This window comes from uncultured Chitinophaga sp., assembly GCF_937898475.1.
Classification (GTDB): Bacteria; Bacteroidota; Bacteroidia; order Chitinophagales; family Chitinophagaceae; genus Chitinophaga.
On the sequence record NZ_CALEJS010000026.1, the window covers coordinates 160504 to 173998 of the forward strand.

Consider the following 13495-nt stretch of genomic DNA (forward strand, 5'->3'; position numbering starts at 1 on the left):
TTTAATGCTAAACGCCGTTATGGCTGTAGCGCAGCAACAACTGCCGCGTATAGCCATCGCCGGTTTAGGCATAGAATCCAGCACATTTTCTCCCGCATTGACACAGGAAGAAGCTTTCCATGCAAAATATGGTGAGCAGGTATATACTTCCTATCCTTTTTTTGCTACAGACTCGCCGCTGCGCATGCAGGCGGTATGGGTACCTGCGCTGGTAGGCAAATCGCTGCCGGGTGGGGCTGTGACCCGCGAAGCGTATGAATCGCTGGTTGGAAAGATACTGGACTCCCTGAAGAAGAACGGCCCCTTTGACGGGCTTTTCTTTGATATCCACGGGGCGATGAGCGTGGTTGGACTGGAAGATCCGGAAGGAGACCTGATCACCAGGATCCGGCAGGTGATTGGCAATAAAACGCTGATCTCTACTTCTATGGATCTGCATGGCAATGTATCCTGGCGGCTGGCCCGGCACACAGACCTGATCACCTGCTACCGCATGGCGCCGCATGAAGATGCCATGGAAACCAAACGCCGTGCCGTACAAAACCTTGTAGACCGTATTAAAAGTGGTAAAGGCAAACCGGCTTACAAAGCCTGGATACCCATCCCCGTACTGTTGCCCGGTGAAAAGACCAGCACCCGCATAGAACCGGCCAAAACAGTCTATCAAGCAGTGGCCCCGGCCTCTCAGCAGCCAGGGGTGATAGACGCTGCCATCTGGGTGGGCTATGCCTGGGCAGATGAGCCGCGCAACCATGCCGTGGTAATGGTAACCGGAGACGATAAAGCGGTGGTAACCCGCACCGCGGAACAGCTGGCCCGCAGTTTCTGGGAGGCCAGGAAGGGCTATTCTTTTGTAGCGCCCACCGGCGACCTGAAAGAATGCCTGGACAAAGCGCTGGCCAGCACCAAGCACCCCTTTTTCATCAGCGATTCCGGCGACAATCCTACAGCCGGTGGTGCAGGAGACGTGACCTGGACCTTAACACAGATCCTGGCCCGTCCTGAATTCAGATCTGCCGATGGCCCATCGCTGATCTATGCATCCATACCAGGTCCTGATCTTGTTGAGAAAGCCATTGCCGCAGGCGTTGGCAAAGAGGTGGATGGCCTGGCGGGCGCAAAAGTGGACGCCCGGTATGCACCGCCGGTACGCCTGAAAGGCACCGTGGAAGCTATTGTGCATGGCGACCGTGATGCGGTGGTAGAAGTAGTGGTGCGCGTAGGCAGCGTGCACGTGATCGTTACGCAGAAACGCAAACCCTATCATAAAGAAGCTGATTTTACACGCCTGGGGCTGAACCCGCGCAAATCTGATATTGTGGTGGTGAAGATCGGCTACCTGGAACCGGAGCTGTACAACATGCGGGCAGACTGGCTGCTGGCGCTTACACCGGGCGGGGTAGACCAGAACCTGGAACGCCTGCCATATAAGCATATCCAACGACCCATGTTCCCCCTTGATAAAGACATGAAAGACCCGGATTTGTCGGCAAGGCTGGTGCCTGCGGCCGGCAAATAGTTTGAGGTTTGAAGTTCGTTCGACGTTGAAGGCTCAGGACAATGTGCCGGATTGGCATACAGTTCCTGAACCTTTAACATTTTAACAATCCTCAAACCTCAAACCTCAAACTTCAAACGAAATTATTATATTGTGTGAACGTTTGGAACCCGCCTCCAAATACCATGTCCTGAAATATCCTCCGTACCTGCACTGAATCCGTTGTATTCATCAAAAATGCCATGTATGCTGGTTAGTAACAAGCATTTTACCCCGGTAATCGGACTGGATATACATATTGTAATATTGTTAGGTTTTCCCATTCCGCTGCCTCACCCGTATATCGGGTTTGTACTTGACCCTATGGACTATATCCCTTTCATAGGCGCTACCACGAAAGTGAACCATGTACCCCGCGGCAAAAGCGATACATCGGGTATCTTCATCATCCTGTTCCATATACCCATGGGTGGCCCATTTCTGCTGGCGCCGATGATAGGGCACGACTCTGTGAACTTCTTTGGCAGTAAAACCGTGAAAGTGGAAGGCAACCTGATGAGCCCATCCGGTCATATGCTGATGACCTGCAATGATATCGGCATTCCCCTCTCTCTGCAGCCGGGCAGGAAATTCAAGCCTATTCCCAGCATGTACCTGCCCACTTCTTTTTCCATACCGCTGTCTTTTGGCAAACCGGTAAGTGTGGGTGGGCCCTATGTACCAGACTGGTCGGGCGCCCTGCTGAACCTGGTGATGTCTTTCGGTTTCGGGGCCATGATGAAAGGTTTAGGCAAGGCGGGCAGAAAAGGACTGACCAAATTCAATCACGCGCTGCAGGGAAAGGTTGGCAGTAACAAATTAAGCAAGTCGCTGTGTAAGAAAGGCTTTGAACCGGTAGACCTGGTACAGGGCATTGTGATCTATGATGGCGTTGACTTTGAACTGCCCGGACCCATCCTGCTGAAATGGCAACGCTCCTGGAACAGCGACAGCCCGCACCGTGGAGTACTGGGCCATGGCACCCACCTGGGCTACGACATGCGGGTAATGGAATTTGTGGAGGAAGATACCAGCGCCGTATTGCTCGGTGATGGACGCAGTGCCCTGTTTGAACATTTGCCCTATGTTGGCAACAGCGATTATAACCGGCATGAACACCTCACGCTTACCCGGACAGACCTGGATGAATACCAGCTGTTTGACCACCGGGAAAGGTTGTCTTATCATTTCCATAAACTACATCCAACAGACCAGGAATACCGCCTGTATGCCATCCGCAATGATGCCGGTTTCATGATCAGCTTTCACTATAATGGTAAAGGGCACCTGGTGCAGGTGATTGACAGTGCAGGAAGACACCTGCAGGTGGTGAATGATGCGCAGGGCCGTATTACCCGTGTAAGCGGGCGCCATCGCGGACAGGAGCAGCTGTTTGTTCAGTACACCTATAACGAAGCAGGGAATCTTTGCGGCATCACCGATGCCCTACAGCAAACTACGCACATCCGGTACCGCAATCACCTGATGGTGGAAAAGACAGACCGCAATGGCCAGACCTTTTACTGGGAGTATGATAAAAAGGGCCGCTGCGTTCATACCTGGGGCGACGGCGGAATACTGGAAGGATGGATAGACTACCACGAGAAAGAGGGCTACAACGAGGTCACTAACGCCCAGGGGCAAACGACCACTTTTTACTACACGCCTGATTTCCTGGTTACACAGATAAAGGACCCGCTTGGCAACTCCCGCTTCTATGAATATACGGAGCATTTTGAAGTATACCGGGAGGTGGACGAGAACGCCAATGCCAGCGGTTATGCCTATGACGAACGTGGCAACCGTACCCGTATTGAACAGGCAGACGGCAGTGTGTTTACATTCAGCTACGATGCGGAAGACCGGCTGGTACTGACCAGCGACGCCGAAGGCGGCAGCCGTACCTACATTTACTATAAAAAGGAGGAACATAAAGGTTTGCTGCATACTATTACTGCAGCCAACGGCCATGTTACCATCTTACGCTATAATGAGCACAACCTGCTTAGTAAGGTGGAAGATGAGCAGGAGCATGTTACCCTGTTGACATATGATGAGGATCACAACCTTTCCTCCCTTACACTGCCCGATGGCGGACGCGCCGGCTGGAAATATGACGCCTGGGGACGTTGCATCCGATCTGTGAACCCCCTGCAGCACGAACAGCATTTCCGCTACGATGCCCTGGGCCGTACCACGGAAGTGTTCCTGCCCAATGGCAATCATATCCGCCTGCAATACAACGCCTATGAGGATATCGTGGAGGTGAAGGACAAACATCACCAGGTACATTTTGACTATACGCCCCTGGGCAGCCTGAGAATGCGGGAAGAAAACGGTGCAAAAGTGCATTTCATCTACAACAAGGATGAACAGCTTACCGGGCTGGTGAACGAACAGGGAGACACTTACCGTTTTGCCCGTAACGACCGGGGCGACATTATCCGGGAAACCGGCTTTGACGGCCTTACCCGCCATTACCAGCGCGATGCCACCGGCAGGGTGATCCGCGTAGAGCGGCCCGGTAAACGCTGGACGGAATACGAATATGATTACAGTGGCCGCCTGACCCGCGCCGAACATGAGAACGGCAGCTGGGAAACTTACAGCTATAACCGCAACGGAGAACTGGTGGAGGCCAGCAATGAGCACAGTACCCTTAAACTGCAGCGCGATATCCTGGGCCGCGTGGTGGAAGAATGGCAGGACGGCTATACCGTTACCAGCCATTACGGGCCGGACGGACGGCGCAGTCACATTAAAAGTAGCCTGGGTGCGGCCATACAGCTACAACGGAATGCTGCAGGCGACGTGACGGGTATAAAAGCCATGGCGGAGGGAATGAACGATCCCTGGGTCACCCAAATCGAACGCAATTTACTGGGCCTTGAAATAGAACGCAGCCTGCCCGGTGGTGTTACCAGCCGCTGGACCTATGATAATGCAGACCAGCCCGAAAGCCATATCGTGAGCAGCGGCGAACGCACGCTGCGTCGCCGCCATTACCGGTGGGATGTGAACCAGCGGCTGAAACAGATCAGCGATGGCATAACCGGGGGTATGGTGAAGTTTGGCCATGATGATTTTGGTAACCTGGCCTGGGCGCAGTATGAAGACGGACAATACGATTACCGCCTGCCGGATAAAGCAGGCAACCTGCACAGAGCACAGGGAGCCAATGACCGTAAATATGCAGCCGGCGGCAAGCTGCTGGAAACACCGGACGCCCGTTTCGTCTATGATGAGGAAGGAGCGCTCATTAAGAAGGTTATAACGGCGGCTCCCACAGTTGGGACGGCCTGGGAGTATGAATGGTACGCTAATGGCCTGCTTAAAAGCGTGATCCGGCCAGACGGTAAAAAGGTGGAGTTCCGCTATGATCCGTTGGGCCGGCGTATAGAAAAGCAGTTTAACGGGCAGCTGACACGCTTTGTGTGGGATGGCAATGTGCTCCTGCACGAGTGGACCTACCCCGCAGCGGAACGGCCGCAGGTAACGATAGACGAGCTGGGCGACATACAGCAGGATCACCCCGAACCGGTGCCTGCTGAAACGCTGGTTACCTGGGTGTTTGAAGAGGGTACCGCAGCACCGGCCGCAAAGATCATCAATGGTAAACAGTACTCCATCATCACTGACCACCTTGGCACTCCCTGTGAAGCGTATAATGAAACAGGCGAAAAAGTATGGGCCTGTGAGTTGGATATTTATGGGAAGCTACGTAAGTTAGAGGGTGACAGGGACCTTGTGCCGTTCAGGTATCCGGGGCAGTATGAGGACGCCGAAACAGGATTATACTATAACCGTTTCCGTTATTACAGTCCTGACGAAGGTGTTTATATCAGCCAGGACCCGATAAAATATTTCGGAGGCCTGCGGGTGTACGGGTATGTGATCGACCCCAACTACCTGGTCGATATCTTCGGCCTGATAGCAGCGCCGGCCAGCCTGCCGTCAAAACCAGGGGTGTACATTATTACCAGCGATAACCTGAACCAGTCGTATGTGGGCAACAGTGTGAACATGAACGACAGGGTATCGCAATCCGGCCATACAAAGGCGCAAAGCCTGCTGGGCCAGTCTGATGTGCGGGTGGAATATGTGGAGGTTGACCTGGGTACCGCCTCCGACCTGAGAACACAGGATCATATACTTCGCCACTATGAGCAGATAGAGTATGAAACACAGATGAATGCGGGGTATACCATGCTGAATTCGCCCAAAGCGCCACCGGAAAGCCTGAAGAAAAAAGCAAGGAACCAGGGAGAGATAACGCAACATGGAGCCTCTGCAAGCGCCAGGGCAACATGTGCCTGATCCAAAATACGAAATATGATGATGAATTTTTTTGAACAACAAAGGGTGAGCTATATGCTGCCGGCAGGTGACAGGTTATTTTATGGTGATAAGAAACTGCACCGGCCGCAGCTGACTTACAGGGAATACAATGACTGGCCTGACAGTACAACGCTGAAGAATGTTTCTACCATATGGTTTGCACCAAACGTGGAACAGCTGCAGCAATACCCCGGGTTTCCTGCATTTGTAAAGTCTGCACCACAGCTGAAGGCGCTGAAGATACCACTGGACTTTCTGCCCCTGGCAGAAGACCAGGTGCCGGAATCAGTGATCAGTCTGAGCATCCTCTCATTTCAGAATAAGGCGAACCAGGAAGATTATGAAAAATTTTCCTGGAATGACAAACAGGTGCTTAACAACGTAGTGTACTTTTCCTTCTTTGATTTTGACGGTATCTATGAACTGGCCGGTTTCACCAGCAGGCAGCTGCCCAATCTCAGCTGGCTGGAATGCTTTATAGATGAAGAGGGAGAGACCATCGAAAGAATAAAAGCTTTCAGTAAACTGGAAACTTTATACGCACAACACCTCAGAACGCACGACATCTTTAAAGCACTGACGCAGCTGCCCCTGAGAATGATCAAACTGGAAGGTTTTGATAAAGGCTTTCCCCTGCAGCATATCACGCAACTGCCACAACTGGAGATCATCCATATCAACGGCTATGAGGAAGAGCTGGACTGTGCGCTCTTTACACAATTTCCAGGTCTTCGGGAGCTCATGTTCATGAATTGCAGAAAGCTGAAGAATGTAGAGCGCCTGCTGGAGATCAAAAGCCTTGAAAGCCTGCACAGCATCAGCTGTAATAAAGCATTTGGCGGCGCTGTGAAAACCCGCTTTGCCCAGGCAGGCCTGCAGCAGCTGAATGTTGATTTTTCCTGAGTACCAGTACTAGAAATACTTCTCTACCGTAATGCCGTAGTTGATCAGCAGGTTCTCCCTGTCTGTACGGTTCACCTTATTGTAGGTAAGCGCAGCTGTGAGCAGCAGCCAGGAACGTAATTTCAGCGAGAGACTGTTACTGCTTTTAAAAATGAAGTCACTGGCATGTGAAAGCGACTGCTGGTAATATTGCCCGCCTTCCAGTATGACAATATCTTTGATCACCCATTTATACAGCACGCGAAAGGAGTTACGGAAAGTATGATAAATGTCGGGTATCGTGTCTTTCAGGAACAGATCACTGTTCTCGAACAGTATCCCATTGCTCAGGTTAAGGGTGGCATTGGGTTTTTGTATAATGTCATATGCAGCGCCCAGGCCACTCTGGAAACGTTTGTTGATCTTCAGTGAAAAACTCTTATCGTAGCTGGACAATCCCCAGTAATAAAAGCGCCGGCTTTCCCGGTACCAGTTAAAATCAACTGCTGCAGACACATCGTCATTGGTCAGCTGCCTGTCCTGTTTGCCATACACATAACTGGCGGCGGCATTAAAGCTGATCTTTTTTTTGCTGATCTTAAAGCCGGCCATATTGTTCAGCAGCCATGACCTGCCATCATTGGTGCGGTTAATGGAACCTGTAGAAGCGTATTTTACGTAGTAGTGAGTAGAGTCGCTGAACTGGGCGAAGGTCACTCCGGGAAGGGCCAGCAGCAACAGTATAGCTAAATTTTTGATCATCAGCTTGCTGCCGCAAACAATGTGCCTGAACCGTTTAGATACGATAAATAGGGGATGGCGTATGCAAATTTTATCCTGTAGTTTTGCGTTATTAAAGTTCCCTATCATATGAAATCCTCTTTGCTGGCAGCAATGGTGCTGCTGTTGTCTGCCGTTGTATTCCGGCTTCCCATCAGGTTTGCTTTAACAGAGCGGCCCTCAAAAAAGAAATAATTACCTGGAGCCACCGGCAGCCATTTGCTGGTTAAGCACCGGGTTTAGCCTGCAGTATTTATTTGTTCCCTCAAAGCTCACTTCGTAATCAGATGGGAAGTGGGTGCTTTTCTTGTAGTAATCTGTCGTGATGATCTGCGCGCCTGAATTGCAGGCAGCAATAAAGCTGGAATGGTCATTTTCCCGGGCTTCCCTGGTATCTGCGTCTGCACGGGTACGGACCATGTATCCTTTTTGCACGAGATTTTTTATTTCAGGTGAACGGGGATCGTTCCTGATCATGATGGCCGCTTCCGGTGTGCCGGGAGTTACGTTGGTGAACAGTATGCGGCCTTTCAGTGAAGGATGTCCGGCTGCATAGCGCGCCTGCTTGTCTTCGTTGCCATCCAGTATAAAGACAAATTTGCCTTTGGCGGCCTTTAATGCAGGCCAGTTGTTGTGCAGCACCGCTTCTTCCAGGGTAGCGTAGCGGCCCTGCACCATATCCGGCGTAAGCAGGTGCTCGCGTCCCAGGTAGTCTGTCAGCGCTTTATCCAGCTGGTCAAATACTTTTGCGGTAAAGGGCTCGGGTGAGGTTAGTGCTTTGTTCTCAGAGGTGTCGTCCTTGGCTTCCAGTGTAATGAAAACAGGGTAGTGGCCGGGATGTTTTTCAGACCACTGCCGCAGGTTTTGCAGGCAACGTTTAAATGTGAGCGCATCGCTGCGGAAATCCAGGTCGGGTACATGGAGTATTTTGAACCCCGGCTCCTTCATCTCGCCGTTGACATCGTAGGGCGCCTGTCCTTTAGCCCATTCCAGGCCTTTGGGATGCGCATATTTTCCGCCTTTCTCATCCGCATATACGTCTATTTCCAGGTTCAGCAGCCCCATATCCAGCTGGTCTGTGAGCGGAATGTGCTCATAATCAAGCTTGCTGGCCGACGCGGAGTCGCGGCGGGCAAATAACTTAAACAGGGCCGGGTCAATGGCCTTTTTATAACTGTTATGAGAACCAATCACCTGTATTTTATTGACAGGCAGGTCGTCAGATAATTCATTGCCGGGCAGCAGGGGGATCCCTAAAATTAAAGCAAGGCTTATCACAACTTTCATGAGCATGCAGGATTTTTAAAAGTCCAATATAAGCACTCGCCGCATTATTTGGCAATTATCATATTATTATATTAATAGGGCGCCTACCCAAAAAAAAATTCCTAACTGTCATCCATATATTATAATTTTACACATGATAAGATCGTCATGATCATCCCTTAAACCTTTATCAACTCCTATACAACTATTTAAACTTCCACATATTAACAACAGCCAACAGATTTAAACCAGAAAACCATTATTACATGAGGAAAAACCTACTCAGCTTTTACAAGCTTTTGTGTGCCTGCTTACTGTTGTTTGCGGGAACAGCAAAAGTGCACGCGCAGTTGCCGGCAGGGTTTGTTTTGCACAAACTGACCGGTAATGTCATCAATGAAGCGACCGCGATGGCCCATGCGCCGGACGGCAGGATCTTTATGGCCGAACGTTCCGGTGCGGTGAAAGCATTTCTGAACGGTACGGTTACCACCGTGCATACCGTTACCACCACCACTGCTTCCGAGCAGGGACTGCTGGGCATTACCCTGCACCCTGATTTTGCCAGCAATGGTAAGTGCTACATTTTTTACACTAACCCTGACATGACCCGCCACTACCTGGACGTGATCGTGATCAACACCGCCAACCAGGTAACATCCGTGACCCGGGTAATGGAATTTGACCCGATCATCAACGGTTTCCATAACGGCGGCGCCTTATTGTTCAAGGGTAACCTGCTGTATATTGCAATCGGGGAGAGCAACTCCGCTGCCGAATCTACCAAACCGGATACCTATCGCGGTAAGATTCTGCGCTTAACGGAAGATGGACAGCCGGCGCCCGGCAATCCCTATTACGATGAACCCGGCGCCTCCCGGCAAAAACGCAGCATGTGGGCCATGGGTATGCGCAATCCCTGGAGAATGAGCCTCGATCCCGTATCACAGAAAATATTCGTGGTAGATGTAGGGGGTAACTATGAAGAGATCAATGACGTGACCAATCCCGACCCTGCCAAAAATTACAACTATGGCTGGGACCAGAACGGCCGCTCGGGTCCTGACCAGGCTACCAACACCATCCAGGCTGCGTATTATTACCCGCATCCTAACTGGGGTTGCGCCATTACTTCAGGTGTTTTCTTCAATCCTCCCGCTACCAATTATCCGCCACAGTACCGCAACCGCTTTTACTTTTCTGACTGGTGCGGAGACTGGTACCGCAGCGTAGACGCCACCAATCCCGGCGCAGGTTTCCAGGAATTTTCCGCCACACAGTTTGGCCGTATCCTGGGTACCAGTGTAGGCATTGACGGTAACATCTATTACTTCCAGTATGGTACCAACGGTAGCCTCTGGCGTATAGAATATGATAACAACCAGGCGCCTGCCATTGTGAACCAGCCTGCAAGCGCCAGTGTGGTAGCAGGAGACCCGGTAACATTTACGGTAGCTGCTTCCGGCGCAACGCCGCTCAGCTTCCAGTGGCAGAAGAATGGCGTAAATATTCCAAATGCTACCGCTGCCACATACCAGATCGCACAAACCTCGGCCACAGATGCGGGCAGCTACCGTTGTGTGGTAACCAACCCAATCGGCAGTGTTACCAGCAATGCCGCCACGCTGACCATCCTGCCCTTTAACGCAAGGCCGGTGCCGCATATACTGACGCCGTCTGCTTCACTTACCTGGGATGTACTGGACAGGGTAGATTTCTCTGCCGAAGCTACAGACCTGGAAGACGGCACACTGCCCGCATCCGCTTTCCGCTGGGAAATCCGTTTCTTCCATAAAGACAATCCTACCAGTGAGCACTGGCACCCCGGACCGGTAATACCCAATGGTATCAAGTCTGGCAGCTTTATCGCAGATAACGGCGGTGAATCATCCCCCAATATCTGGTTCCGCATCATGCTGTTCGTGACCGACTCGCAGGGCCGTACCGGTGTTGACTCTGTAGATATCCATCCCAACAAGGTGGAGCTCACGGCAGACGCAAGCGTAGCCGGACTAAGACTGGTAATGGGCTCACAGGGGACAGTGCCCTTCACCAAAACCATGGTGGTGAATTCGGCCTTTACACTGCAGGCTATCAGTCCGCAGGTATTGGGCAATAACGCCTACGCCTTCACCTCCTGGGAGCATGGCGGCGGTGCAGAACAATCCCTCCGTGTGCCGGCTGTCAATACCACTTACAAGGCTAATTATGAGATCAGCGGCTCGCTGCAGAATCCCTTCTCCGGCCTGCCCATCAACCTGCCCGGTAAAGTGGAAGCAGAAGATTTTGATACCGGCGGCGAGGGCATTGCCTATCACGATGCTTCTGACAACAACCAGGGCAACCAGTACCGTACTACAGAAGGAGTGGATATAGAAGGTTGCTCGGAAGGCGGCTACAACATTGGCTATGTATCTGCCGGCGAATGGCTGGAATATACCGTGAATGTAACACAGCCTGGTATCTATACCCTGCAGGCCAGGGTAGCTACGCCTTATACCAACAAGACCTTCCATGTAGAGCTGGACGGTCAGAACATTTCGGGTACGATAGCCGTTCCCGTTACCAACGGCTTCCAGGGCTGGCAGACCGTTTCCGTGAATACACCGGCGCTGACAACAGGCGTGAAAACGCTGCGTATTGTGATGGACGCGTCTGATTTTAATCTTAACTACCTGAACTTTGTACTGGCAGGCAGCGGTGGCAGCGCCCCGCAGGTGAACATTACGTCGCCTGCCGCCAACACTGCTTTCTTTGATAACGCGGATATTGTGATCAGGGCCGATGCGTCAGACCTGGACGGCACCATTAGCAAAGTGGAATTCTTCCAGGGCACTACCAAGCTGGGAGAAGCAACTGCCAGTCCTTATGAGTACACCTGGATTGGCGTTGGTGTGGGTAACTATTCACTGACAGCCAGGGCAATTGACAACCAGGGGCTGGCCACTACCTCTGCTGCAGTGCCCATTGTGGTAAATGCTATACCTGCGCTGAAAACAATTCCGGGCCGTATAGAAGCAGAAGATTATGATGAGATGTCCGGCATCGGCACAGAAGGTACAGGCGATACCGGCGGTGGAGAGAACATAGGCTGGGTAGGTACCGGCGACTGGCTGGATTACCACGTAAGCGTAACCACTGCAGGTACTTATACAGTGGCCTTCAGGGTGGCCAGCAACCCGGGTGGCGGCCAGATACAGCTGCTGTCCGGCAGTACCATCCTGACCTCCGTGAATGTACCTCCCACCGGTGGATGGCAGGACTGGATCACGCTCACTGCTACGGTTACACTGGAAGCCGGCGAACAGACGTTGCGGGTGTATGCCAGCGCGCCTGACTGGAACCTGAACTGGATGGAATTCAGCAGCGGTATCAGCGCAGCTCACCCAACGGAGAGCATTGTGAAGATATATCCCAACCCCACCATCAATACCCTGAAAGTGGGCAACCCGAAGAACAACGGTATTTACAAGATCACCAACATCGGCACTTCGCAAACCACCCAGCTGCGGTCTTCTACCGGCAACCTGGATGTAAGCAATTTAGCCGCGGGCACGTATATCGTGGAGTTCTATGATGGAGCGAAACTGATCAGGAAGAAGTTTGTAAAATTGTAAGCTGATAAAAACAAAAGCGCCGTCTGCCAGCTGGCAGACGGCGCTTTTTTATACCGTTAACACTACTTTCCCAACTGTTCTGCCGGAGGCGATCTGCTCATGCGCTGCGGCCATTTCTTCAAAAGCAAACACTTTAGACACGTGCGCTTTCAGGCGGCCATCTGCCAGTAATCCCGCCAGCTGCTCCATGTCTTCGCCATCAGAGGCTACCAGTATAAAATAGCCGTTAATACCTCTGGCTTTCGCTTTTTCCGTTACCGCCTCATTGAGCCCGGTGGGAATGCTGATCAGCGTGCCGCCGGGTTTGATCACTTCCAGGGAACGGTCTATTATGTCTCCGCCAACGGCATCCAGCACAATGTCCATATCTTTCACCACCTCTTCAAAGGGCTGTGCCTTGTAATCAATATGTGCATCTGCACCGAGGCCCAGTACAAAATCGCTGTTAGCGGCAGAGGAGGTGCCTGTTACATGTGCACCCCGCCATTTTGCTATCTGTACGGCAAAGTGGCCCACGCCACCGGCAGCCGCGTGTATCAGTACTTTGCTGCCCGCTTGTATGTTGGCATGCTTTACCAATGCCTGCCAGGCGGTCAATGCTGCCAGGGTGGCGGCCGCCGCTTCCTCATGGCTGATATTGCCAGGCTTGAGGGCCAGCTGTGCTGCCGGTACGGCCACATATTCAGCATAGGCTTTACCATGACCCGGGAAATTCACCATGCCAAATACTTCATCGCCCGGTTTAAAGGCTGTGACCGCGGGACCTGCAGCCGTTACGATGCCGGAGATGTCCCAACCCAGGATCAGAGGTTTGAAGTCTTTCAAACGCCCGGCCATCCCCTTGCCCATGCGGGTTTTGATATCTACAGGATTGATGCTGATGGCTTTTACCTGTACCAATACTTCATCGTCTTTTATATCCGGTGTGGGCAGCGTGGTAAGCTGCAGCACATCCGGTTCGCCAAACTGGCTGATGGTGATCGCTTTCATATTATATGTAAATTTGTATAGCAAAGTTATACCCCGGATAGCCTATATTACTGGTATAACTTTTCGGTTTATTGGTATATTTGGG

Annotated in this window: 7 protein-coding genes; 4 read left to right on the forward strand and 3 right to left on the reverse strand. The window is 51.8% G+C overall.

The window, feature by feature from the left end; genetic code table 11:
* Window positions 1-19 precede the first annotated feature (19 nt).
* The 3 genes from Q0577_RS17995 (at window position 20) to Q0577_RS18005 (ending at window position 6778) form a co-directional block, all read left to right on the forward strand.
* Window positions 20-1519 (forward strand): M81 family metallopeptidase, encoded by a 1500-nt coding sequence (locus Q0577_RS17995; RefSeq protein WP_298738667.1) that lies wholly within the window; start codon window positions 20-22, stop codon window positions 1517-1519.
* Between the two features lie 225 nt (window positions 1520-1744).
* Window positions 1745-5854 (forward strand): RHS repeat-associated core domain-containing protein, encoded by a 4110-nt coding sequence (locus Q0577_RS18000; RefSeq protein WP_298738669.1) that lies wholly within the window; start codon window positions 1745-1747, stop codon window positions 5852-5854.
* A gap of 15 nt (window positions 5855-5869) precedes the next feature.
* A complete protein-coding gene (locus Q0577_RS18005; protein ID WP_298738670.1) occupies window positions 5870-6778 on the forward strand; it encodes a hypothetical protein in 909 nt (302 codons plus the stop codon).
* A gap of 9 nt (window positions 6779-6787) precedes the next feature.
* Here Q0577_RS18005 and Q0577_RS18010 read toward each other — a convergent pair whose 3' ends face one another.
* Together Q0577_RS18010 and Q0577_RS18015 are read right to left on the reverse strand one after the other, a co-directional pair.
* Window positions 6788-7519 carry a DUF481 domain-containing protein gene (locus tag Q0577_RS18010; RefSeq protein ID WP_298738671.1) on the reverse strand — a complete coding sequence of 244 codons (732 nt, stop codon included), beginning with the start codon at window positions 7517-7519 and terminating at the stop codon, window positions 6788-6790.
* A 213-nt stretch (window positions 7520-7732) separates the two neighbouring features.
* Complete coding sequence (locus tag Q0577_RS18015) at window positions 7733-8824, reverse strand: phosphatidylinositol-specific phospholipase C1-like protein (protein WP_298738673.1); 1092 nt, start codon at window positions 8822-8824, stop codon at window positions 7733-7735.
* Window positions 8825-9069: 245 nt separating this feature from the next.
* Between Q0577_RS18015 and Q0577_RS18020 the strand changes: the two genes are divergently transcribed.
* The gene (locus Q0577_RS18020; protein ID WP_298738675.1) at window positions 9070-12420 is read left to right on the forward strand and encodes a carbohydrate-binding protein; all 3351 of its coding nucleotides are present in this window, start codon (window positions 9070-9072) and stop codon (window positions 12418-12420) included.
* Window positions 12421-12468: 48 nt separating this feature from the next.
* Here the strand turns inward: Q0577_RS18020 and Q0577_RS18025 are convergent, their stop codons facing one another.
* Window positions 12469-13410: an NADP-dependent oxidoreductase gene (locus Q0577_RS18025; protein ID WP_298738676.1), complete on the reverse strand. Its 942-nt coding sequence runs from the start codon at window positions 13408-13410 to the stop codon at window positions 12469-12471.
* Window positions 13411-13495: the final 85 nt, after the last annotated feature.